The 24,219-nt window shown below is 44.1% G+C and carries 20 protein-coding genes; 16 read left to right on the forward strand and 4 right to left on the reverse strand.

The features are described from left to right. Window positions 1–7: 7 nt before the first annotated feature. Window positions 8–1,240 carry a Zn-dependent hydrolase gene (locus tag D469_RS0114045; RefSeq protein ID WP_018924037.1) on the reverse strand — a complete coding sequence of 411 codons (1,233 nt, stop codon included), beginning with the start codon at window positions 1,238–1,240 and terminating at the stop codon, window positions 8–10. A 275-nt stretch (window positions 1,241–1,515) separates the two neighbouring features. Between D469_RS0114045 and D469_RS0114050 the strand changes: the two genes are divergently transcribed. From D469_RS0114050 to D469_RS0114060, 3 genes are all read left to right on the forward strand, one after another. Continuing rightward, window positions 1,516–3,156: a PucR family transcriptional regulator gene (locus D469_RS0114050; protein WP_018924038.1), complete on the forward strand. Its 1,641-nt coding sequence runs from the start codon at window positions 1,516–1,518 to the stop codon at window positions 3,154–3,156. Between the two features lie 423 nt (window positions 3,157–3,579). Further along, the gene (gene allB, locus D469_RS0114055) at window positions 3,580–4,905 is read left to right on the forward strand and encodes an allantoinase AllB (protein ID WP_018924039.1); all 1,326 of its coding nucleotides are present in this window, start codon (window positions 3,580–3,582) and stop codon (window positions 4,903–4,905) included. Window positions 4,906–5,051: 146 nt separating this feature from the next. Further along, a complete protein-coding gene (locus D469_RS0114060; protein ID WP_018924040.1) occupies window positions 5,052–6,518 on the forward strand; it encodes a YfcC family protein in 1,467 nt (488 codons plus the stop codon). 537 nt (window positions 6,519–7,055) lie between these two features. Here the strand turns inward: D469_RS0114060 and D469_RS0114070 are convergent. Together D469_RS0114070 and D469_RS21280 are read right to left on the reverse strand one after the other, a co-directional pair. Further along, window positions 7,056–7,409, reverse strand: coding sequence for a hypothetical protein (locus tag D469_RS0114070; RefSeq protein ID WP_018924042.1), 354 nt, complete (start codon window positions 7,407–7,409; stop codon window positions 7,056–7,058). Window positions 7,410–7,566: 157 nt separating this feature from the next. Continuing rightward, complete coding sequence (locus tag D469_RS21280; RefSeq protein WP_018924043.1) at window positions 7,567–8,133, reverse strand: DUF2812 domain-containing protein; 567 nt, start codon at window positions 8,131–8,133, stop codon at window positions 7,567–7,569. A gap of 717 nt (window positions 8,134–8,850) precedes the next feature. Here D469_RS21280 and D469_RS0114080 point away from each other — a divergent pair. The 12 genes from D469_RS0114080 to D469_RS0114140 all read left to right on the forward strand — a co-directional run bounded on the left by D469_RS0114080 (window position 8,851) and on the right by D469_RS0114140 (window position 23,025). After that, on the forward strand, window positions 8,851–9,561 hold the full coding sequence (locus tag D469_RS0114080) for a phosphoadenylyl-sulfate reductase (protein ID WP_018924044.1): 711 nt from the start codon (window positions 8,851–8,853) through the stop codon (window positions 9,559–9,561). Between the two features lie 31 nt (window positions 9,562–9,592). Further along, on the forward strand, window positions 9,593–10,729 hold the full coding sequence (gene sat / locus D469_RS0114085; RefSeq protein WP_018924045.1) for a sulfate adenylyltransferase: 1,137 nt from the start codon (window positions 9,593–9,595) through the stop codon (window positions 10,727–10,729). 21 nt (window positions 10,730–10,750) lie between these two features. Beyond that, complete coding sequence (locus D469_RS0114090) at window positions 10,751–11,830, forward strand: inorganic phosphate transporter (protein WP_018924046.1); 1,080 nt, start codon at window positions 10,751–10,753, stop codon at window positions 11,828–11,830. A gap of 18 nt (window positions 11,831–11,848) precedes the next feature. Next, the gene (cysC, locus tag D469_RS0114095) at window positions 11,849–12,457 is read left to right on the forward strand and encodes an adenylyl-sulfate kinase (RefSeq protein ID WP_018924047.1); all 609 of its coding nucleotides are present in this window, start codon (window positions 11,849–11,851) and stop codon (window positions 12,455–12,457) included. Window positions 12,458–13,550: 1,093 nt separating this feature from the next. Next, entirely contained in the window at window positions 13,551–14,660 is a 1,110-nt protein-coding gene (locus tag D469_RS0114100; protein ID WP_018924048.1) for an acyltransferase family protein, read from the forward strand. Between the two features lie 319 nt (window positions 14,661–14,979). Then, window positions 14,980–15,963: an MBL fold metallo-hydrolase gene (locus D469_RS0114110; RefSeq protein ID WP_018924050.1), complete on the forward strand. Its 984-nt coding sequence runs from the start codon at window positions 14,980–14,982 to the stop codon at window positions 15,961–15,963. A gap of 378 nt (window positions 15,964–16,341) precedes the next feature. Further along, window positions 16,342–17,337 carry a LacI family DNA-binding transcriptional regulator gene (locus D469_RS0114115; RefSeq protein WP_018924051.1) on the forward strand — a complete coding sequence of 332 codons (996 nt, stop codon included), beginning with the start codon at window positions 16,342–16,344 and terminating at the stop codon, window positions 17,335–17,337. Window positions 17,338–17,573: 236 nt separating this feature from the next. Further along, on the forward strand, window positions 17,574–18,869 hold the full coding sequence (locus D469_RS0114120) for an ABC transporter substrate-binding protein (protein ID WP_018924052.1): 1,296 nt from the start codon (window positions 17,574–17,576) through the stop codon (window positions 18,867–18,869). 79 nt (window positions 18,870–18,948) lie between these two features. Continuing rightward, the gene (locus D469_RS0114125; RefSeq protein ID WP_018924053.1) at window positions 18,949–19,809 is read left to right on the forward strand and encodes a carbohydrate ABC transporter permease; all 861 of its coding nucleotides are present in this window, start codon (window positions 18,949–18,951) and stop codon (window positions 19,807–19,809) included. Further along, entirely contained in the window at window positions 19,809–20,627 is an 819-nt protein-coding gene (locus tag D469_RS0114130; protein WP_018924054.1) for a carbohydrate ABC transporter permease, read from the forward strand. The genes D469_RS0114125 and D469_RS0114130 overlap by 1 nt, the downstream gene beginning before the upstream one ends. Before the next feature lie 23 nt (window positions 20,628–20,650). After that, window positions 20,651–21,340: a YesL family protein gene (locus D469_RS0114135; RefSeq protein WP_018924055.1), complete on the forward strand. Its 690-nt coding sequence runs from the start codon at window positions 20,651–20,653 to the stop codon at window positions 21,338–21,340. Window positions 21,341–21,354: 14 nt separating this feature from the next. After that, window positions 21,355–23,025, forward strand: a complete 1,671-nt coding sequence (locus D469_RS0114140) for a glycoside hydrolase family 13 protein (protein WP_018924056.1) — start codon at window positions 21,355–21,357, stop codon at window positions 23,023–23,025. 146 nt (window positions 23,026–23,171) lie between these two features. On the opposite strand, the gene D469_RS22155 is transcribed toward D469_RS0114140, so the two are convergent. Then, a complete protein-coding gene (locus tag D469_RS22155; RefSeq protein WP_018924057.1) occupies window positions 23,172–23,336 on the reverse strand; it encodes a hypothetical protein in 165 nt (54 codons plus the stop codon). 425 nt (window positions 23,337–23,761) lie between these two features. On the opposite strand from D469_RS22155, the gene D469_RS20435 reads away from it, so the two are divergent. After that, window positions 23,762–24,157, forward strand: coding sequence for a hypothetical protein (locus tag D469_RS20435; RefSeq protein ID WP_018924058.1), 396 nt, complete (start codon window positions 23,762–23,764; stop codon window positions 24,155–24,157). Window positions 24,158–24,219 lie beyond the last annotated feature (62 nt).

Below are 24,219 nucleotides of genomic sequence, written 5' to 3' on the forward strand. Positions count from 1 at the left end.
TGCCTCCTTAGTATTTATAGCTCCACGTTCGTAACGCATGTTTTAACACGTGATACCCCTTCTCCAGTTCGTCCGTTGCGGTGAATTCTAGCGGTGAATGGCTGATGCCGTGTCTGCTTGGTACGAATAACAGTGAAGCCGGAACTTTTGTGCCCAGTACTTGCGCATCATGGCCGGCGCCACTGTACATACGCTGGTAATTCACGTTTTGCTCGTTGCAAATGCGCTCCAAGTCTTGATTCATCTCCTCGTCCATTGCGACAGGGTCTACCGCCATGAAAGGTTCTATGGAAACTTCTACGTTCATTTCTTCTGCAATTTCTTGAAAACGGTGTTCCATACCTTTACATGCATTTTCCAATTCACGTTTGTCAGGATGCCTGACGTCTACAGAAAAGCGAGCTTGGCTTGGTATCACATTGACAGAATTGGGGACAAGTTCCATTTGACCGACCGTTGCTACTAAAGGGTCGCCTTTTGCACGTGTGAGCTTTAACAGAGACTGGACCATCTCGCTCGCTCCTTCCATCGCGTCCCTGCGCAATGGCATCGGAGTGGTTCCGGCATGATTGGCTTCACCGTTTACATAAATAGTAAAGCGGCGCTGGCCGACGATGGCGTCTACAAGGCCAAGTTCATCTCCAGCCGTCTCTAGCACTTTGCCTTGTTCAATATGAATTTCAATAAAGCGCTCAATCTCTTCGTGCTTATGTGGAGCGAGTGGGGAAGTGAAGCCCGATTGTTCTCTCGCTTCAAGCAGAGAAATGTCATTCTGGTCTTTAATACCTTCAAGGTCGTCTGCTGCCACAGCCCCGGTAAGGTATTTTGAGCCTAGGTAAGCAAACGGAAAGCGACTGCCTTCTTCTTCACAAAGCGCTACAATTTCTAAGGTCTGCTCCGGCTGTCCGTATTCCTGATACAATTCGCTTGCTGCAAGGGCGGAAGCAATGATGCCATAAGCTCCGTCAAAGTGCCCGCCGGAACGGACGGTGTCGATATGTGAGCCGGTAAGAATAACGGGACCATCTGTTTTTCCTTCCAAGCGGCCGAACAAATTGCCCACTTCATCATAGTAAACAGAAAAGCCTAAGTTCTCCAGCCAGGAAGCCAGTTCTTGCTGAGCTTTCTGCCATGACTCTGTATATAGAAGACGGGTAATTCCCTCCCCTTCTTTTCCGAACTGGGCAAGCCAGTTAATTCGTTCTTCAATCATAGAAGCTACTTTAGTCGATGTGGTCATGTAAGATCTCCTTTCAGAAAATATGTAGCGTTAATATTGACTATAGAGTAGTAGAGTGGTAAAACAAAGTCATTAGTTAAAATATATAATTTATGTTTATCATTTGTTTATGAAGCACAATGTATTTACAGATGAACGTGACAGAGCAGGTATGAAATTTGATGGAGAAGTCAGTTGTTCTACTAATATTGTCAGGAAATCTACCAACGTTTTGCACGTTGTTTCATTTAAGTCAGAATTTATGTACGATTTTGAAAAGGGAAGGAAGAATGGTGATGGAACTTAGTAAACTTATTCAACAATCTGAACTTCTTCACGCTGAAATTATCGCTGGAAAAAAAGGCTTAGGCCGTACGGTGCAATCAGTAAATATGATGGATGCTCCAGATATTGTTCCATATCTGGATCGGAATCAACTCCTTTTAACCACAGCCTACTCGATTCGGGAAGAACCCGAACAATTGGTCACCATTATTGAAGAAATGCATGAAAAAGGGTGTGCAGGCCTGGGGATCAAGTCAAAACGATATTTAGGCAGAATTCCGGATGCTGCAAAAGAAGCAGCGGAACGATATCAGTTTCCACTGCTTGAATTACCGGCAGAGGTCTCCCTTGGCCAGATGTTGAACGAGGCGCTCGCGCTTGTATTGCAAAGCCGGGAAGATGAACTGCGCGAAGCGAAATCTTTTCACGAAAAGTTGAGCACACTCCTCCATCAAGAAGATGGCCTGCGCCGCGTGATGAGAGAACTGGCAAAAAAACTGCGCAAATCGGTGGCGCTCGTTAATGCACGTGGGGAGTTCTTGTACATTGAATCATCGACACAAAAAGAACAGCTGCAAGATGTGCTTAAACAACGAAAGCAGGAGGCAGACTTAGGTCAGCAGCCAAATGAACTTACCCTTTTCTATAAAGAAAACGAAGAACCTGTTACGTTCTGTTCAATCGAAACGAGCGGAATGAACAATGGTTACTTGATGATTGAAGGAGAAATCAACCAAGAGCAGACGCAGCCGATGATTGTCTCACAGGCGGCGAATGTCATTTCCTTTGAGTTAATGAAGCAAGAGGCATTAGAACAGCACGAACGAATGATGAAAAATGCTTTTTTTAACGATGTGCTAGAAGGTCAATATACATCCAATCAAGACATATTAATGCGCGGTAAGTATTTTGGGCTTGAAGAAGAGGCTCTCTACATGGTCGCTGTCGGCCAAATTGAGGAAGGTGCGGTGTTAGAAGGTAATTGGTCGATTCAGCGGGAAATGGACATTCATCGCAGGAAAAGTGAAACGTATGATGAGCTGGCTAAAAATTTAGAAGATATGTTTCCTTCTCACGTGTTGTTTTCGAAAGGAGAAGTATTTGTGATCCTGGTAGGGGTGAAATTTTTTAATGAACAAGTGGAACGCTTTTTCATTGATGGACTGGCCGATATTCAATCGAATTGCGCAGAGTCAGGCGGAACCCACCTTTCATTTGGGATTGGCAATGTGACCTATCAATTAACCGAATTGCCACGATCATATCACGAAGCGCTCGAAGCTCTTCATGTTGGTTTCCAGCTGCATGCTCATTCGTTTATTCAAACCGGCCGCACAAAAGATGTAAAGGAACTGTTGCAGATGGTGCCTGAAGAAAAGCGCCGGTCTTTTGCCCAACATGCATTACAGCCATTACTCGCCATGGAAAATGAAAAAGACAAAGAAGTATTGTGCCAAACGTTAAAGGTATACTTGGATTCTCATTGCCACGTAGCGGATACAGCTCATGCACTAGGCGTTCATCGCAACACTGTATTGTTTCGCCTGCGGAAATGCGAAGAAAAACTAACAATCGATGTGAAAGATGCGGAAACGTCTTTGTATCTCCGGCTGGCGTTATACATTAAGCATGAGCTAGAAGGAGAGTTATAGAACCTTTTTAAACTGAATTAAGAATGGAATTCCCACATGAGCAGGCCGTAGTTATGGTCTGCTTTTTTTATGTATAAACAGAGATGAAGGAGAGAGCAGGTAATCAAAGAGTCTTTTGAATAAGAGGGGGTAGGATAGTAACGGATGATGAGGTGCTAATGGCAGGTTCCTATTATTTCCTTTCGAAAAGTATGTCAGGTTTGCTTACATACTCATGTTGAACTACTTTCTGAGCTGATAGATTAAAAGAAACAACAGGAAAAGCGAGTCTCTGGTGATAGTTAGGAATGGAAGAAATTATATTGTTCAGATTGTTTCGTTTCTTCATTCGTGATTGTGCATTTCAACTAATGTGTATAAACATTTCTTCTTTTACAGTGTAGCCAGATAAGCAACACAGGAACGAAATGAGGGGGGAAGGATATGGATTACGTCATCCAAAATGGTCAACTTGTGATGAATGATTACACATTAGCTGCAGATCTTGGCATTGAAAATGGAAAAATTACTGCGGTCACTAAACGAGGTGAACTTACGCCTGAAGTTGCAGGCCAACGCATTGATGCTGGCGGCTTGCATGTCTTTCCCGGTTTTATTGATGTTCATGTCCATTTGAACGAGCCAGGACGGACAGAGTGGGAAGGCCTTGAAACAGGCACTAAAGCGCTGGCAGCTGGGGGCATTTCTACATTTTTTGATATGCCTTTAAATAGCAATCCGCCTACTACAACAGCAGAGCGCGTCCGGGATAAAAGAAAACTTGCGGCTGAAAAAGCGCAGATTGAAGGATATTGGTGGGGGGCCCTTGTCCCAGATAATATTGAGCAATTACAAGCTTTAAAGGACGAAGGCGTGATTGGATTTAAAGCGTTTATGACACCGTCAGGCACGGCAGATTTCCAGCATGCTGATGACGACACCCTGCTTAAAGGAATGGAAAAAATCGCAGCTATGGATAAGGTATTGGCTGTGCACGCCGAATCGAAGGCGCTGATTGAACATTTAACGAGCAAATCCATTGCTGAAGGAAGACGAACGATTCGAGATTATGAACGTTCAAGACCGATTGAGTCAGAAATTGAAGCGATTAAACGGATTCTGACTTATGCAGAGTGGAGCGGTTGCAAGCTCCATATTTGCCACATCAGCAGTCCAAAGGTGTTAGAGCCCATTATGCAGGCGCGGGCGAAAGGCGTGGATGTGACAGTAGAAACATGCCCTCATTATTTATATTTTTCATTAGAGGATTTCGAACAAATTGGACCTGCAGCCAAATGCGCACCGCCGCTTCGTACCTCTTACGAAGTAGATGGCTTATGGGAAGCGTTGTTAGCTGATGAAATTGATATCGTCAGTTCCGATCATTCGCCGGCACCATTTGCATTAAAAACAGAAGCTGAGTCGATATTTGAGAGCTGGGGAGGCATTGCTGGAGCGCAGAACAGCTTAGATGTCCTACTGACAGAAGGATATCATCGCCGGGGTGCAACGCTTTCGCAATTGGTGAACTGGTGTGCTGTCAACCCGGCGAAACGATTTGGATTGTATCCAAGCAAAGGACAACTGGGTGTAGGAGCAGATGCTGACCTCACCTTAATTGATTTAAATAAAACCTGGACGCTAAAAGAAGAAGATTTAAAACAGCGTCACAAAGAAACACCGTACGTCAACCAAACGTTTGCAGGAAAGGTTGAAATGACCTTTTCCCAAGGCAGCATCAAGCACCTGGCGGACCGGACTCTTGTTTAATTGAGAGACATTTTCCATTAAATGAAACTGTTGAAACGCCATTATATAGAAGCCAAGGGCCAGCTAGTACGGAGTGGCGTCTTCAGCACCCCATTCTATCAACGGTTTTTGTAAATGGACGAGTTTTATAAAGAGGAGTGGAGAATATGGAACAATCATCAGCAATGAAAGAAGAATATTATGAAGAATACGAAGAAGAAGCGCAGCCGCCTGAGCCCGAAAAGCCGAAAAAGAAATTTAAATTTCCACATATTTATGTATTGCTCGTTGGCTTGATTGCTCTTATGACGCTGGTTTCTTATGTGATTCCAGCTGGGGAGTATGAACGTATTGCCGGACCGGATGGCCAAGAGATGATTAACGCAGAAGAGTTTTCATTTATCGAAGCAGCACCGCTCGGTATTATGGATGTGCTCACAGCGATTCCGGCTGGAATGATTGATGCGGGGCCTGTGGTCTTTTTCACCTTTATGATCGGTGGAACATTTATGGTCTTACAGTCAACGGGTTTAATCCAGTTTGGTGTACAGCGGCTCACGACTACGTTTATGCACCGGAAAATTCTTATTATTCCGATCTTAGTGACAGCTTTTGCTTCTATCGCAGCATTTGTAGGAACACCTGAACTTAGTTTGCTTTATGTTCCGATTTTGATCCCGCTTATGATCCAACTAGGCTATAATAAAATGATGGCCGCGGCTATTGCTTTAATAGCAACCTCTGGTGGGTTTTTGGGCTCTATTACCAATCCAGGAACAGTAGGGTTGTCGCACGAATTAGCGGAGCTTCCTATGTATTCAGGAGCTGGTTATCGTTTCCTTGTGCTTTCAACCATTATTTTGGCAGGTATTTTGTTTCTAATCCGTTATGCTAAAAAATTAGAAAAACAGCCGGAACTTGTCGAAGCGGATGCCAGAGAGTATTACGAGAAAAACGGACAGAAAGAAGAAAAAGTGTTTAAACTCTCAGGGCGGGGCAAAGCAGCTGGAGTGGCAGCTATTCTCATGTTCCTCGGGATGATCGCCGGTGTTTTGACTTTCCAATGGGATTTTGTGCAACTTGCTGGTTACTTCCTCGCTATGGGGATTGTTGTAGGGGTTATTGCTGGTTTGTCCGGCGAAGAATTGAGTGAATCTTTCAACGATGGCTTCCGCCAAGTATTAATGGGCGCGATGATTATCGGTATTGCCCGTGGCGTAGCGGTTGTCATGGAGGAAAGTCAGATTATTGACACAGTCATCTTTGCACTTTCTACCATAGTAAGCCAACTGCCGTCATCAGTCACGATTTTAGGGATGCTTGGTTCCCAAGGTTTCTTTAACTTCTTTGTTCCATCTGGTAGTGGACAAGCGATGATCACGATGCCAATTATGATTCCTTTGGCAGATATTGTTGGAACGACACGGCAGACTGCGATTCTTGCTTTCCAACTGGGTGACGGAATCTCTAACATTCTTTTCCCAACGTCCGGTTACTTTATTGCAACCTTAGCAGCAGCAGGCATCTCCTGGTGGAAATGGACGAAATTTATCTTTCCATTGCTTATTGCCTGGACGTTGATTGGCTGTGTCTACTTGATGATTGCCCACTTTATCGGCTGGGGCCCATTCTAAGTAGAGAGGCAATTTGATTTCTATATAAAAAGCTCTTTCATCCGCTAACATCAGCGATGAAAGAGCTTTTTTGTTGCTGGAAATCTGGGAAGGGGCTGGAGCTGCCTAGGGTCTGTGTACCCCTCTTCGCCGGTTAAGAAGCGTGCTGCGCTGCTGACCAAACGTCCTCCGCTTTTCTATGTCTAGCTTCAAGCGGCAGGGGCTCGAGGTCAAAAGTCGCGCCCTTTCAAAGCCAAAAAGCGGCTTTGTCAGCGCTCGCCTTTTGCTTGACGCCCCTGAGCGCCGCTTTCCGCTTTTCTATGTCTAGCTTCGCGGGCTAACGACTTGAGATCCCTTTCTCCCACACTGTGGCGGCAACAGCCTCCTCGCCGGTTAAGAAGCGTGCTGCGCCGCTGACCAAACGCCCTCCGCTTTTCTGTCTAGCTGCGGCGCTTAGATGCTCGAGGTTTTTTCTAGCACTGACTTCGCGTTGCAAGCAACGCTGCACAGTTCTAGAAAAACTTGTCGCATCTGAGCAAAGCGCCTCCGCTTTTCTGTCTACATTTGGGTGAGGCGGGTTAGCATGTACCAGAGAGCGAAGATAAAAGAGCTTAATAGAAAGGTGTTAAAAGCTAGTAGTTTTGAGTTTCGGTAAAGGAGAGCGATTAATGCTACAAGTATGCCGATGCTAGCTGTGCCGATCCAGTAGATTTCTTGCACAACTGTATTCCACGTACCAAGAACGCCCAAGCCGTCCGTAAAGAAGAGGATGAGCCAAAGAATTTGTAAAGTAAAGGCTGTGTTCAAGACAAAACGTAATTTGGGTTGTTTGTTCCGTACTGGTTTTAATCCAACCATGATAAGAAGAAGGCCGGTAACGATGACGGCCCAAACTAATATAAATAGCATCATTTGGCGGAGCTCCTTAGAAAATAATAAGCGGCTACGAGTTTACTATACGAAGTGAAGTGTCCCACTTAGTGAAAGGTAATAGAAGCAGCTATTCTCCCCTTTAGTGTAATACGTCTCTGTCTTTCTTTTAAATAGAAAATATGTCTCATCTTGCTTTTTACGAACGCGCGCTGGCTTGTTCTGCTTTCTTACGCTCTTGCTTCATTTTTGCGCGAAACGCGAAAAAGGTCATCGTCGATGGCAAGGCAAAGGAAAGTGCTAAAATGAGGGCGATTTGCAAGCTCATATCAAGAGCGAGCGGGGTGTTGGTGTCGATAAAAAGTGCATAGAAGAATGCTAGGAGAATAAATAGAGAAGAGGTTAGAAGAGAAGTTGTTCCCAATTGCTGCTTGCCTCGTTTGTATTTATCACTAGTTGTAGGTGTTTCCCGAAAAAAGGGCCCGGCTTCTTCTACCGCAGCTCGGAAAATATGAATGTGGGCAGTTGAAGTAACATATGTCCACCCATTTTCTGCATGGATCTTTTTAGTATCTTCTAGCTCTTCCTCACTTTGCTGGTAATCTACTTTGTAGTAAATTTCCTCTCGTTTGCCTTTCACAAGCCAATATCCGAGCGGAGCAAATGAATACAGATGCCATCCTTTTTTGGCCTGTTTCTCGAGCTTTTTCATATCTCTTTCTTCTGTAAAAGCCATGCCTCCTGACATCATGTACCGTTTAGCCATCAGTTGGATGCTCCTTTCATCCGCCAGCCTTCTTCCACCTTGCCTGGTAGCGCATTTGTCTTGAACGATTAGTCCATTAGCCTGCTGCGTTTATTTAATGAGGGAAGATATCGGGCTGAGCTGAAAATATAGCTGTGATCTAGTAAAGATTTATTACTTTGGATGATAGCGTAACCGTGCTGAGATCTCAGTAATTGAAGTTATGTAATATCGAGGGGACTTACGTATTCTGGGTGCGTTGCAATCGTTGCTAGATTCATAGATCAATTATGGTTATAATAGCTGACCACGCGAGTTGTGTCAATTCTTGGCAAGGTCCTCCCCTTTGCCTATTAGTGTCCCAATAAAAGGTTCAACCTTCAGCCACCCTCGGCTGTTCTTGCCTCATTTTTTAAGTTAAGGACCTGCTGCCATCATAAATTCTGAAAAATACAACTCATCTAAAAAAACCGTTGACATTTTTGGTAAAGATACATAAAATACACTTAAACATATAATGTTTATAAAAATACTCGGAAATAACGTATCAACTTTGTAAGCATGGCGGAGCTGACCAGACGACTGGAGGCGGCGCTTAAGTGTATCCTCTCGCACGGGGTAGGCTTAAGGGTCGCTTTTTGGGCTCAAAACGCCTAAAATGACTAAGTTTTATGATTCTTGTTAGTTAGAAAATGAAATGAACTTACGAAAACTTACTTTTTATAAGGAGGGAAGTTCATGTACACGTATGAAACGTTGGATATACAGAGCGCAAGTGAATTAAACGAAACCACTCTGGCAGGGAAAACAGCTAAAGAAGTTATTCGCTGGGCTTATGCAACGTACGGAAATGATTTGGTATACGCGTGCAGCTTGGGTGCTGAAGGCATGGTGCTGCTTGATTTGATTGCCAAAGAAAAGTCAGATGCGAACGTTATTTTCCTCGATACTGATTTTCATTTTGATGAGACGTATGAGCTGCTTAATCAGGTACGCACACGTTTTCCAAGTCTTAATATCCAAGCGCTGAAGCCGGCTTTAACGCCGGAAGAGCAAGCCGACCAACACGGCGAAAGACTCTGGGAAACGCATCCCGACCAATGTTGTGCGATTCGCAAGCTTGACCCGCTTGAAAAAGGGTTGAAGCCGTATAACGCCTGGATGTCAGGACTTAGAAGAGCGCAAGGCCCAACACGCGCAGAAACTCCTTTTGTTGGACGCGATGAACGCTTCCAATCCGTAAAGATTTGTCCGTTAATACACTGGACATTAGACGATGTATGGGCGTATATCGAAGTCAATAACTTGCCTTATAACAAATTGCATGACGAAAATTACCCGAGCATTGGCTGTACACATTGTACCGCGCCAGTCGCCCCCGGAGAAGATGAGCGGAGCGGGCGCTGGAGCCAATTTGGAAAAACAGAATGTGGTTTGCATCGCGCGTAATTAAAACCAACCTGAAAGGACGGGATTTGACATGTCATTATTACCGCCGCATGGAGGAGCGTTGATCAATCGGAAAGCGCCTGAGGATGTTAGCAATGTAGCAGCTGATATTGAACTCGACGAGATTGCACTCTCAGACCTTGAGTTAATTGCTAACGGGGCATTTAGCCCGCTTACTGGTTTTTTAAATGAAAAGGATTATCACAATGTAGTAGAAAACATGAAGTTGGAAAATGGCAACACGTGGAGCATTCCGATTACGCTCCCGGTTTCTGAGGAGAAAGCAGAGGAACTAAAGGAAACCGAGAAAGCTCGTCTTGTGTACCAAGGGGAAACGTATGGCGTTATTAATATTGAAAGCTTGTATCAGCCTGACAAACAGAAAGAAGCCGTACAGGTGTATCGAACAGACGATGAAGCTCATCCAGGAGTGAACACATTGTATTTGCGCCCTTCTGTATATGTCGGCGGACCGATTACACTTACGAACGAAATCAATCATGACGCTTTTTCTTCTTACTATTTGGACCCTGCAGAAACGAGGGCCACATTTGAAGAACGAGGCTGGAAGCGTGTGGTTGGCTTTCAAACGCGAAACCCGGTTCACCGCGCTCATGAATACATCCAAAAGGCTGCCCTGGAAATTGTCGACGGACTTTTTCTAAATCCATTGGTTGGAGCAACTAAGCCAGGGGATATTCCAGCAGATGTAAGAATGGAAAGCTATGAAGTGCTGCTTGACCAGTATTATCCAGCGGACCGGACGTTCTTGGCGGTCTTCCCGGCTGCTATGCGTTACGCGGGCCCTCGTGAAGCCATTTTCCATGCAATTGTCCGCAAAAATTACGGTTGTACTCATTTCATTGTTGGTCGCGACCATGCGGGTGTTGGCGACTATTACGGCACCTATGACGCTCAGGCCATTTTCAACGATGTAGACCGCGAAGACCTAGCAATTGAACCGCTCTTTTTTGAGCATAGCTTTTACTGCCGTGCCTGCGAAAATATGGCGTCACATAAAACGTGCCCGCATGACAAAAGCCAACATGTCATATTATCCGGTACAAAAGTGCGTGAGATGCTTCTTAATGAAGAAAAACCACCAGCTGAATTCAGCCGGCCAGAAGTTATTGAAGTGTTAATTAACGGAATGAAACAAACCGTCTAGTCTAACGAAGGACGTGAAACCATGATCTGGATCCTCGCAGCGTATGTGATTGCAATCTTTTTCGCCATGAATATAGGAGCCAGTGGTACAGCCGCTGCGATGGGTCCGGCATACGGAAGCGGAGCGGTGAAGACAAAACGGCGCGCGATGCTTTTAGTGGCAATTAGTGCCTTTGCAGGGGCGTTAGCTGGCGGCGAAGTGGTACAGACGATCGGGGGAGGGATTGTTCCTGAAGCGAACATGACCACTCAAGTGGCAGTCATTATTTTATCATCAGCCTGCTTAACTTTATTTATCGCAAACTTAATGGGGATCCCGCTTTCAACCAGTGAAGTGATTGTCGGTTCCTTAGCCGGGGTTGGGGTGGCCTATCAAAGCTTAATCGTAAACAACTTACTGCTCATCGTCTCGTTTTGGATTATTATTCCATTTGCTGCCTTTTTTATCGCGTTTGTGCTGGGACATGTGATTCGGTGGGCGGAAGCGAAATGGCCTGTTTTAACCGGCAATGGCAAGGTGAAAAAAGGGCTTGGCATTCTGCTTATCATAGCCGGCATGCTTGAAGCATTCGCAGCCGGCATGAACAATGTGGCAAATGCGGTCGGTCCGCTTGTCGGCGCCGGGTTAATTGACGTCCAAGTTGCCGTGATCGTGGGCGGCGTTAGCCTTGCACTTGGAGCATTGCTTCTTAGCAGCGGCGTATTGGAAACGAACGGCACCAAAATTACACGGCTCAGCTATATTCAGGGCAGTGCCGTCTCTGCTACCGGTGGATTTCTTGTGATCGGTGCCTCTATTTTTGGTTTTCCCGTTCCACTCACGCAAGTGACGACTTCAGCTATAGCAGGTATAGGCACCGCTGACCGCGGCTTTCAAGTCTGGCAGCAATCCATTCTTAAACGTATTGTGAGTGTTTGGATTTTATCACCGATTGTAGCGCTCGTCCTTTCTTACACGCTAATGACTGTATTTATCCTGCATGACTTTTTCACATTTATCATGCTCGTCTCTGTTTTTATTGCCACGTTAGGGACCATTCAACTGACACAGCTAATGAAAAAAGAAAAACGCAGCTTTCAAGACCATGGAAGCGGTATTTAACTAGTAAGGAGGCTGACTATGAGCAAACAAGAACATATTGTCTGGCACGACCAGAGTGTAAGCCGAAGCGAACGGGAAGAAAAACAAGGCCATCCCGGGCTTGTCCTTTGGTTCACAGGCCTTTCCGGCTCAGGAAAATCAACGCTTGCCAACGCCCTTGACCGGCTATTATTTGAAAAAGAAAAGCGAACATACGTCTTAGACGGAGATAATGTCCGGCACGGTCTTAATCAAGACCTTGGATTTACTGCAGAAGACCGGCAGGAAAACATTCGCCGGATTAGCGAGGTGGCGAAGCTGTTTGCCGATGCGGGTACAATCGTAAGTACGGCCTTTATTAGTCCGTACGCTGCTGATCGTGAGCAGGCTAAGCAGTTGATTGGAGAGGAAACGTTTGTGGAGGTTTTCGTTCAGTGTGATCTTGATACCTGTGAAGAACGGGATCCAAAGGGGTTATACAGAAAAGCACGCACAGGAGAAATCCCATCTTTTACAGGAATAAGTGCTCCATATGAAGAGCCCGAAGCGCCAAAGATTGTCGTAAATACAGCTGAACAGACTGTAGAAGAGACCGTGCAAACGATTATACAAGAGTTACAATCAACATATAACATTACGCTTAACTAACAAGTTCAAGTTACATGAGAAAACAAGGCGGGGTTGGTCCCCTCCTTGTTTATTTTTATACCGTAAGAATGTATGTATAGTTGAAGGAAAAGATCTACGTACAGTGAAGGCTCAGTCAACGCCGCAGGCTTGGCTGAGCCGAGTTTTCTTGATGTAAAGCTCTAGTAACGAGTAGTATTGCTCTTCCGGCAGAAGCCATTCCTTTGGTATCAACGATCTTTATCAAAAACAACGTTTAACATCGTCTTAAGTAACAACACAATTTCACAAGTAGTGAACAATGAAACGGTTAGAACGTTCAGTTCGTGTAGAAATCATCCCTCTGTGTTAGTAACCTGTTACTACTCATTTGGTATTGTTATAAATTACCGGTATTTGCACAAAAGTTGTGGTGAATAAGAAGTTTTTTAGTAAAAGGAACAGGGAATAAGCGGAACATGTTTGTGATTAAATTTGTTCTTTCCCGTTCTTTTTTGTTTGATTATAAGTCTTCATGAGATGGCTAAGCTAGCATTATTATGGGGAGGAAGAAGAAGCTTTCCTAGTCATTAAAGCTTAGGTTCACACTTCTACTAAAGGCTTTACCAATAAGGGTCTTGTCTTAAAATAATAGAGGATGCCTGACTCTTTATTAACTATTTGATCTACGAAAAGGCGAGTGTTTGTGGGCTACTAGTGATAAGGGTAATAGGAGCGTGCAAACTAGTAATACTACTTTTCAGCTAAAGAATTATTTTAAATAAGCGATTGAAGACCTGTTCTTTTTTCTATGCTTATATGAGCTTAGTTCTAAGAGAATTGGTAATTTGTTAGTTAGGTGTAGGAAATAATCCCTTTACTTAATGGAATAAGATTCATAACAAAGGTGGAGTTAAATAAAGGGCTGTGAGAGGGTATAGTAGTGATTAGCACCTAGCAATATGTGTGGCTTTTTGTCATGACATGTTGCAATGAAGACTAAGAATGAGTGATTTTTCCTCACATTTTTGTCGAACGGGAGCAACTTATGCAGAACAATCTAAAGCCACCAATAATAGTTAGCAACCAGACGCAGAGTTCGCGGGGGGTTTCTCGGGTGAGGGGATGAGTGTTTATGAAATCTCAATCAATTATTTATGAATTGTTTTGGGTGCGAGCGATTGCTTGTTTAGCTGTCGTATTAGTCCACAGTGTATTTGTAACGCTTGAGCAGTCTATGATTTCAATGTCACAGCTTGAAGAATACATATTAATTGCCTTGCGTTTTATCGCCTTTTTTGGCACGCCGGCTTTTGTGTTTATTTCTGAAGTATTGTTGGCCCGGGCTTATCCAAACGGAGTACCAAACGATTTTTTTAAAAAACGTATTCACTTCTTGTTATATCCATATATATTTATTGGCATTCTTTTTGCTGCTGGGCAAGCTGGTTCTTTCCAACAATTCACCACCGAAGCGCTGATCAATGTCTTTCTTGGTGGTTACACCGGTTATTTTATTTTAATTATTTTTCAGTTTTATATTTTACATGTGCTATTGCATAAAAAACTGCAGCGTTGGTCGCCGTGGTATGTGATTCCTACTTCCTTGTTGATCACGATACTTTATCTATCGTTCTTTCATGTAACATCGCCACCGGGAACGTGGCTGGGAGAATATATTTGGGAACGTGGGCATTGGCTGCCATTTTTCGGATGGGTGTTTTATTTTGTAGTTGGATATTATGTTGGAAAAGATTATGAACGGGTGAAAGCATGGATCATTCGCCGGCGAAAAGCCTGGTTTATTTTAACTCCGGCTACCTTGTTGCTTATTCTTCTCTCAGTCCGGTTCGACATTTTAACGGTCGTTTCCTCGAAGCGAATCGACAATATCTTTTTTACCGTTAGCATAATCTTTTTAATGATCTGGTTAGCATCCAGGTTTAATCATGTACCACGGGCGATTATGTTTATTAGTAAGTACTCGTTTAATATTTACTTGCTTCATAACTTACTGTTACTCTTTTTTCCAGCGATGCCTTGGCTTAATCCATTCGTATATATGGGGCTTGCGTATTTATATGCTTTAGTAGGAGCAATTTTTATTGCAAAAGCATTAGAACCTTTTCAGTGGAGCAATTACTTGATTGGAAAAGTGCTGCCCGACCCAAGGGAGAAAGTTTCCACAGGCCCATCCTCGGTAAATACGCATAATACTGCTACCGGGTTGGAAGAAAAAGGGTGAATGTTGCTGGAGGCTGTTATTCTTTGTTTCTTCTACATGTTAGGCTTGAGTTTGTGATCAGGTTCATTGAAGCCAGCCGCCCTGCTTTTTTGGGAAAAATGGGCAAGAAAGAGGCCGCGGGAAACCGGGAAGCTGCGGGTCGCCCACAGCAGCAAACACAGTAAAGACGGAGCCGGTCCTACCCTCATCCTAGTGGTGAAAGCGGGGAGCCTGGCACAATTTTCAGCACCGTTCAACAATGCATTTGCTTTTAGATTAATATAGAGAACACTCTCTTAAACTGTTATGAGAAGCGATATTTACGTGAGGATGAAATGACATGAAGAAACAACGCTTTGACAATTACGACCAATACAACAAAGATACAACGATCCTTGACCTCATTAATTGGCACCGGGAACGGAGATCAAAAACAAAAGATTTAACGCAGTCGATCCCTCATGCAAAGCATAAAGCAATCAGCGATGTGCAGCTGAACCGGCAGGAATTAAGCATCACCTGGATCGGCCATTCCACCTTTTTGATCCAGTGGAAAGGGCTGAACATATTAACCGACCCGGTCTGGGCGAAACGAATGGGTCTGCAGAAACGGCTGACAGAACCGGGCATGGCGGTCGAACAAATGCCGGAAATTGATGTCGTCTTGATTTCCCACGGGCATTATGATCATTTAGACTTTTTCACGCTGCGCAAATTAAAGGGGGACCCGATCTACTATATTCCGGTGGGATTAAAGCGGGCTTTTGCCAAGCGCGGTTACCGCCGCGTGACAGAAGCCAACTGGTGGGACGGCTTCACCTTCCAGGACAGCGGATTATCCTTTCACTTTGTCCCCGCCCAGCACTGGAGCCGCCGCACCCCATGGGATACAAATATATCCCATTGGGGCGGCTGGGTGATTGAGGAAGAAGAGAGCGGAGAGACGATTTATTTTGTCGGCGATAGCGGGTATTTCCGCGGGTTTAAAGAAATTGGCGAGCGTTTTTCCATCGGGACGGTCTTAATGCCGATTGGAGCCTATGAGCCTGAATGGTTTATGCATCACTCCCACATCAATCCCGAGGACGCCATTCAAGCTTTCCTGGACTTAAACGCCCAAGAAATCGTGCCCATGCATTACGGAGCGTTCCGCCTGGCCGATGATACCGGTCCCGAGGCGCTCGGCCGCTTTTTAAAAGAATGGGACCGTTTGCAGCTTCCGGTTGAAAAGTTGCGCGTATTGGCTCTGGGCGAAACGGTTTGGCCGGATCGAGAGAAGCAAATGAATACCATGGTTGAGAAAGAAAGTGTCCCAAAATCATAAGGTTTTGGGGCACTTTTTTGCCGCGAGGCCCCATAGAAAGCGAAGAAGCAAGGCCGAAGGATCGTTTGTAGTTAGGTCCTCTGCCTGCGGTGGGGGAGCACTGCCCGTCCCCGCTGCACTTCAGCCGGTTAAGGTTCACAGCTGCATACCGGCTGCACCACCTTTCATATGTTAAAAAGCTCTCGCCGGCGGCTTTTGATGTGCTTTTTAACATCGTTTGCACCTACAAGATTTATGGCCCTTATTTCAAGGCCTTGCCCAGGGGATATCCCCTCTCACATAAGAATTCGCTTTGCAATACATAACAAACGTGCGTAAAATAAAAGTGATTGCAACTGATTTCAAAATTCAATGCAGATCATCAAGAGGGGTTTTACTATGCCAACGATTTCAGATGTCGCTAAACTTTCCGGGCTTTCCAAATCGACCGTATCACGTGTGTTAAATAATTATCCCCACGTTTCAGAAGAGAAGAAAAAGCGTGTACAAAAAGCGATGGCAGAGCTTGAATATACGCCTAATCCTTCGGCACGGAAAATGCGGGGCGCTTTAACAACGACGATTGGTGTTGTTGTTACGCGTATTGTGAACCCATTCTTTTCGTACTTAGTTAATGCGATTGAACAGGTTGCTTATGAGCAAGGATATCAAGTCGTTGTGTTTCAAAGTAATGAGGATAAAGAGAAAGAATTATCTTTTTTGCAGTTGATGCAAAATAAACAGCTCGATGGCATCATTATGGCGTCAATTGAAAATGATGAAGAAGTGATAGAAGCGTACTTAGCATATGGACCGATCGTGTTTGTGAATGAATACATCCAACATATGAACACTATACCGAGCGTGCGTATTGATCACCTCTCAGCGGCGTATGAAGGTGTGAAGCACCTGCTGGCTCAAGGTCATCGCAGAATTGCCTACTGCACAGGTGGTTTGTTTGAACACCGGGGACAGTCGGATGATCGTAACGTCGGCTATCAAAAAGCGTTGGCTGAAAAAGGGATAGAAGTAGATCCACAGCTTGTTTTTGTCAATAAACACACCATCGAAGACGGTGAAAGTGTAGGCCGGACAATTTTTCAAATGGAGAAGCAGCCAACTGCTGTGTTTACCGGAAGCGATGAAGTCGCGGCCGGCGTGATTGCTGCAGCCCACGATTTAGAAAAGCATGTGCCAAAAGATTTAGCTGTCGTAGGTTTTGACGATCAACCGCTTGCAAAAATCACCAATCCAAAGTTAACAACAATAAAACAACCGGTCGATGACATGGGGCGCTTAGCAGCTAATCGAATGATTGAGGCGTTAAATGGGGGAGAAGCTTCAGAAAATCAGACGGTTCTTGAAACAAAGTTTATTGAGCGGGGGACGACATGAGTCGAATATCACGTTAGAATTTGAAACCGATACCAAAAACTTTTACTATGAACAGGCGTCAGCTCAGACTTTTGACATTTTCAATAAAAAAATTTGTAAAAAAAGTATTGAAAACGATAATAAAAGCATTTAAACTCATTCATAACAACTCCCCGGAAGGTTGACCATTTTTTTTGCTCATCTTTGAAACCGTTCCCAAAATTCCGGGGGAGATTTGAATTAGGGGGAATTTACTTATGCGCTCGATGAAAAAACTAAACGGTTGGCTGTTGCTTGGCTTGGCTGGAATGATTCTTACAGCTTGTAATGGAGAAGATGAGGCAACAGAAGGTACAGATGAGGGCGATGTCGTGGATGTTGAAATATTTCAAGGGAAAGTTGAATTCCGCGATCATTTCATTGAACTTTCTGAATTGTACGAAGAAGAGAATCCTAATGTAAATATTGAATTTTCAGCTGTTGGCGGCGGAACGGATTACTTTTCGGCATTAAGGTCGCGATTTTCTTCTGGTGATGAGCCTGATGTTTTCAGCTTGGCCGGTCCTTCAGAATTAAATGATTACCAAGATAATGTGCTCGATTTATCAAATCATGCAGCAGTTGATGAAGCTATTGAGGGGACACTTGAAGGCGCTATAGATGAAGATGGTAACGTCCGAGGAATTCCGTTTCAACAGGAAGGGTACGGCCTCCTATATAACAAACGAATTTTCAATGAAGCAGGGATCGATGCAGATGAAATTTTGACGTATGAAGATTTGGAAGAAGCGGTTGAAACTTTGGATGATCAAAAGGACGAGCTTGGCATAGACGGTGTATTTGCACTGCCGGGCGCGGAAGCCTGGGTGATGGGAGATCACTTAGCCAATACTTATTTATCACCGGAGTTTAACGGCGATATGATGGAAGCTTATGAGAGTGACACCGTAGACTTTGAGCGTGCGGATGAGATGGAGCGGATGCTGAGGCTGCAAAACGACTATTCAATTGAACCGGTATTAAATATGGATTATTCGCAGCAGGTGGAAGAATACTTCTCCTTAGAGCGGACAGCGATGATTCAGCAGGGTGATTGGGTTCATCCGACGTTAGAGCAAATGGATCCAGACTTTGCAAATGAACATGTCGGTGTGCTGCCACTACCGGTTGATGGTTATGAAGGTCATATCCCTGTGGATGTGCCGAACTACTGGGCTATTAATGATGGTGTAGAAGATGAAGTCATTGAAGAGGCAGAAGCTTTCTTTGAATGGATGTATACCGATGAGGAAGGGATCGCCGCAGTGCAGGATAAACTTGATATGATTCCGGCTCATGAAGGTTTTGACGTGGAGGAAATTGATGCCCCAATCCAGCAGGAGATTTATGAATATGTGCTCGAGGATAACACACTCGGCTGGATCTTTACCGGCTATCCACAAGGATTTGGTAACGACTTTGGCGCTTATATGCAGGAATACCTTGCCGGTGAACGCGAGTGGGACGACGTTATTGAAGCTGGACAAAATGAATGGGAAGAAACCCGTCAGTAGTTGACTGCATCATTAGATCGGAAAGACAGCCGTGCATGCGGCTGTTTTATCCGAAATCCATAGCTTGGAGGCACCGTGTATGGGAAACAAAAGTCCGGTATTCTGGTTATTTATTGCACCTGTACTCGTAGCTTTACTACTCGTTGTCGGGATTCCGCTTTTTATGGGATTTTTCTACACGTTCACAAACTGGAACGGGCTCGGTTTTGACCAATTCGTCGGGTTTGAGCATTACAGCCGGCTGCTTGATGATGAGCGTTTTCTCAGTTCGTTATGGTTTACCATTCAGTTTTCTGTTGTTTCTGTTGTTTTATTAAATATTATAGGTCTTGGCTTAGCTTTAATTGTGACGCAGAAGTTAAAATCAAGTAATTTTCTGCGAACGATCTTTTTTATGCCAAACTTAATTGGCGGCTTAATCCTCGGCTTTATCTGGCAGTTTATTTTTATTAATGTGTTTGGTCAGATCGGTCAGCTTATGAATATTGAAGGACTTCAAGGCTGGCTGTCCACGCCTGCTACTGGTTTTTGGGGGCTTGTCATTTTAACTGTTTGGCAACTTGCAGGCTATATTATGATTATTTACATTGCTTATTTGCAAAACGTATCGGGTGAGCTGATCGAAGCCTCACAAATTGACGGTGCCGGTCCGGTGCAACGGTTTAAAAATGTCACTTTTCCTTTAATCGCACCCGCATTTACTGTCAGCATGTTTTTAACGCTTTCTGTGTCATTTAAAATTTACGATCAAAACTTATCTTTAACTGATGGTGGACCATTTAACTCAACGGAAATGGTGGCGATGAACATTGTTTATACTGCCTTTGACAGTAACGAAATGGCTTATGGCCAGGCAAAAGCCGTTGTATTTTTAATCTTTGTATCAATTATTGCGATCTCTCAAGTTTATTACAACAAGAAGAGAGAGGTTGAGATGTGATGAAACAGCGTAAAAACAACACCAATTGGGTCGAAATTTTAGGCATTTTTCTCGCGTTAACTTGGCTCGCTCCTTTTTATTTAATGGTTGTAAACTCTTTTAAAACAAACCGTGACATTTTTGAAGATGTGCTCGGACTTCCACCGGATGCTGTGTTTGCAAACTATGCCCAGGCGTTTCAAGACCTTGATTTTGTAAATGCGTTATGGAATTCAACCTTTATTACAGTAACAAGTATCGCATTCATCATTGCGTTTTCCTCAATGGCGGGTTACGCGCTGGCACGAAATAAAAGTAAGTTAAGCGGTACCCTTCTATTAATCTTTGTATCTGCGATGCTCATTCCCTTTCAAGCCGTGATGATTACACTCACATCATTTTTCAGCAGTTTTAATATGTTGAATCAGTATGGCTTAATCTTTATGTATCTCGGCTTTGGCTGCAGTCTTGCGATTTTTCTTTATCACGGGGCGATGACCGGCATTTCATTAACACTGGATGAAGCAGCTACAATCGACGGAGCGAACCGTTTTCAAACGTTTTGGTATATCATCTTTCCGCTTCTTAAGCCAATTTCAGTAACCGTTGCGATTTTAAATGTCATCTGGATTTGGAATGATTACTTGCTGCCTTCATTAGTTTTAAGCTCTGAGGAAGCGACCATCCCGATTAATATGTATTACTTTTTCGGAGAATACACGCGGCAGTGGGACCTCGCCTTAGCAGGCTTAACGTTAGCGATCATTCCGATCATTATCTTTTACTTTTTTGCCCAAAAACAAATCATCTCCGGGGTGACCGATGGCGCTGTCAAATAAACGGTTGAAGCAGGAGGAAGGTGATGACAATGATTTCAGCAGCGGGATTTTACAAGACGTGTGAATGGGTGACGAAGTTTTCGCTCGTGAATGTATACTGGCTTGCCACTATCAGTCCGCTTTTATTTCTCGGCGGGGTTACTGCACTTACCGGTGGAGGTGCACTATGGCTGGCTGCCCTTGCCGCAGCGTCCATGCTCGCGCCATTCCTTTTCTTTCCGGCGACAGCAGCACTGTTTGCTTCCGTACGTACATTTATTGTCGATGAAGATAAAGGCGATTCTCTTAAGCAGTTTATTCGCTACTTTAAAGAGAATTACCGGCAGGCATGGCAGGCCGGTCTCTTGTTAACGACGCTGTGGGTGATCTGGGGGATTGATTATTTTTACTTTTTTATCACGGATCACTTTCTACTCGTTACCTTTTTATTGTTCGGTATTCCTTTATACTTATTTACGATTTATGTATTTATGGTCATGTCTCATTTCCGCATTACATTACGTGACATTTATAAGCGGGCTTTTTACTTCACCTTTGGCGCCCCATTAACGAGCTTTTTTATTTTATCGTTAACATTCATGCTCATCTTTATCGGTTTGAGCGGATGGACGTTTTTACTCATCTTTTTTGGCGGTTCATTAATTGCATTTGTCTCGTTCTCGACATTTTACAAAAAGGTACTAAACCTACAAAGTAAGCAGGCATCAACTTAAATGGAGGTAAAGATATGACTACAAAATGGTGGCAGAATTCAGTCGTTTATCAAATTTATCCGCGAAGTTTTAACGATTCCAACCAGGACGGGGTCGGTGACATCCCCGGTATTATCCAAAAGCTGGACTACCTGTCCGATCTAGGCATTGATGTCATCTGGCTCAGCCCGGTGTATGCCTCACCGATGAAAGATAACGGTTACGATATTTCCGACTATGAAAATATTGCGGAAGTGTTCGGTACGATGGAAGACATGGATCAGTTAATCGCGGAAGGGAAGAAGCGGGGAATTTCGATCATCATGGATTTAGTCATCAATCATTCATCGGATCAGCACCCGTGGTTTCAAGAATCGCGACGCAGTAAAGACAACCCCAAACGGGATTTCTACATTTGGCAGGATCCACGGGAAGACGGTGGTCCGCCGAACAATCTTCGGGCGGTGTTTGGCGGTTCCTGCTGGGAATATGACGAGCGTACCGGGCAGTATTATTTTCACTCTTTTGCAAAAGAACAGCCGGACCTCAACTGGGAAAATCCAGAGCTGCGCGAGCATTTGTACAAGATGGTACGATGGTGGCTTGATAAAGGGATTGGCGGCTTCAGGATTGATGCGATCACCTTTATTAAAAAGCAGCCATTTTACGATGATTTCACACCGGATGGACCGGATGGCCTGCAGGAAGTGGCGCCGAATCAGCCTGGAGTCGGCGAATTTCTGCAGGAATTAAAGCGGGAGACATTTGATCACTATGACATTTTTACGGTAGCAGAAGCTCCTGGGGTAGAGCCGGAGGAGATCCCGGACTTTGTCGGTGAAGACGGCCACTTTGATATGCTGATTCGTTTTGATCACGTTGACATTGACATCGGACCGCATGGACGTTGGTTCCCGACTAAAGACTGGAAGTTGCAGGATTTCAAACAGGCGATCACAAACGCGCAAAAAGCAACGGAAAGTGACGGTTGGATGGCAAATTATTTGGAAAATCATGATCAGCCACGGGCGATCAGCCGGTTTATTCCGCAAGAAGATCAGAGTGAATTTACAGGTAAGATGCTTGCGACTACGTACTTCTTCCTAAAAGGAACGCCGTATATTTATCAAGGACAGGAGATTGGTATGCTAAACACTGATTTTCAAAGCATCGATGAACTAGATGATATTTCGTCAATTGATCAGTATGAAGCTGCGCTGCGGCACGGTCATACGAAAGAAGATGCGTTCCGCTGGATAAGCCACCGGAGCCGGGATAATGCCCGGACACCGATGCACTGGAATGCCACTTACGCGTCTGGGTTTAGTGAAGCAGCACCTTGGCTAAAAGTAAGCCGTGATTACGAGGAAATTAACGTGGCAGAAGCTGAAAGCCGACCCGACTCGCTTTTTCAATATTATAAATACTTGATCTATCTCCGACACAACAGCTCTTACAGCAGCGTGCTCATTTCTGGAGATTATGAAGAGCAGTTTGCGAATCATAAGCAAGTGTTTGTGTACACACGTACATTGGAAAACGAGCGCGTGATCATACTTGCCAATTTTACGAACGAAGAAGCAGAGCTTACTTTCGACACGCACCTTGGCACCTGGATTTTCGGCAACTTGGATAGCACGTGTGTAAACGGTAAAGAAGTAAAACTTCGTCCCTACGAAACCGCCGTCGTAGAATGGCCAAAATAAAAAAATAAATGAGCGATAGTCCGTGCAGTGCGCGGATAGTAGCCCCTTACTCAGCAGTTGCTTGTAGTAGGGGGATCTTTAATTCTGCGATGAAAACATTTTCATTGAGATCCTTAAACCACTGAAACGATGCCTTACTAGCATATTTATTTGAATAAAGCAGCCAGCGGCTCGAGGTCAAAAGTCGTGCCCCGGAGAAATGTTATTAACTCGCCAAGAAGAGCAGAAAAATAAGCAATCCCCTCTCCTAGAAGATCAACAGTGGGAAGAGTTAAGTTGGATCGTACATGAAGCATTGGAATGGATAACACCTTTATTGATCCCCTTATCAAAAAAAATGTTATTTTTATCCAGTGTGACCCCTCAATCTTCGAATCGTTTCCGTTTTAGAATATATGATCAATATTAAACGGAGTTTATCAGGGATTGGCGCGGAGAAACCACTGATCGAGTAAAAGTATAGTATAGCATAGAATTATTTATTAAAGGACGGCAGTTACACACTGCTTCCGTGGTCATCGTTATTCCTCCTGTTATGTTGGGTGTTTGGTTACTTTCATCATAACGGAATAACGATGGCTTTAGCTATACCTTTAGCTGTTGCATTTAATTTTATAATCAAACGTCGGAAATATTTTTAATTTATGGTAATTTTTACTTTCCGTTAAAGATTTATAATGTTAGCATAACTATCATGGTTTTTTAAACCTGAAGAACTATCTGTGAGGAGAGGCTTATGAAAAAATTATTTCTATCTATTCCTGTTGCAGCTTTGTTCGCAATACCCGCACATGATACTTTAGCAGAAGATGATATCACAGAAGGGGAAGGTATCAATTTAGACGAGTTGATGGAAGAAAACGAATCTGGTGAAATCGGTCCTGGATATAATGAAGAAGTTAGTGTTAATAGTAACCCAGGAAATGGCCCTGATGGTGGAGGATATCATAGTGTAAACTGGCACGGAGATACTCATACATCAGTTTATGACCATTACGAATTAACCCATAGAGCAAGTGCTGGCAATTCAAGATCAAATGTACGAAGTGCATGGGAAAGACAAGGAACAACAGCAAGGGCCACGATAATATCAACTCTAACAGGAAACACAGCAAATTGGGCTACTAGGTAATTCCTAAACGAAAAGATAATAGGCCAAAATATGCCTATTATCTTTTTCATCCGAAGGAGACT

The organism is Salsuginibacillus kocurii DSM 18087, from assembly GCF_000377705.1.
Taxonomy (GTDB): domain Bacteria; phylum Bacillota; class Bacilli; order Bacillales; family Marinococcaceae; genus Salsuginibacillus; species Salsuginibacillus kocurii.